Source organism: Mycobacterium sp. 1245852.3 (assembly GCF_001669335.1).
GTDB lineage: Bacteria > Actinomycetota > Actinomycetes > Mycobacteriales > Mycobacteriaceae > Mycobacterium > Mycobacterium europaeum_A.
The window spans coordinates 1-620 of sequence record NZ_LZLL01000258.1 but is presented as its reverse complement, the minus strand read 5'-3'; the positions used below and the strand labels follow the sequence as shown (position 1 = coordinate 620).

The window sequence follows — 620 nt, the reverse complement described above, 5'->3', positions numbered from 1 at the left end:
CACCAGGTCACCGACGACTTCATCGCCTACACCCGCGAAATCGGCCCGCAGCTCGAGCTGGAGGAGACCACCGCGTTCCTGGTGGTCGCCGCGACCCTGCTGGATCTGAAGGCGGCAAGGCTGCTGCCGGCCGGGCAGGTCGACGACGACGAAGACCTGGCGCTGCTGGAGGTGCGCGACCTGCTGTTCGCCCGGCTGCTGCAGTACCGGGCGTTCAAGCACGTCGCCGAGATGTTCGCGGAGCTCGAGGCCACCGCGCTGCGCAGTTACCCGCGCTCGGTGTCGCTGGAGGACCGGTTCACCGAACTGCTGCCCGAGGTGATGATCGGCGTCGACGCCGAACGCTTCGCCCAGATCGCCGCGATCGCGTTCAGCCCGCGGCCCGTGCCGACGGTGTCCGTCGCGCACCTGCACCAGGTGCAGGTGTCGGTCCCCGAGCAGGCCAAGAAGCTGCTGGACATCCTTCAGGCGCGGGGCAGCGGCGCGTGGGCGACGTTCTCCGAGCTGGTCGCCGACTGTGAGGCGTCGATGGAGGTGGTCGGGCACTCCCCGGTCCAGGCAATTTGGAGCACGCCAAGCGGCTCTGACTGGTCGAATGCTACCGCCCGCGACCGATACAG

1 protein-coding gene is annotated in these 620 nt (G+C 68.9%); it reads left to right on the top strand.

What is annotated here, in order from left to right; translation table 11 throughout:
- A partial coding sequence (locus tag A9W96_RS11275) for a segregation/condensation protein A (protein WP_231999660.1) occupies positions 1-620 on the top strand: 620 nt, incomplete at both ends.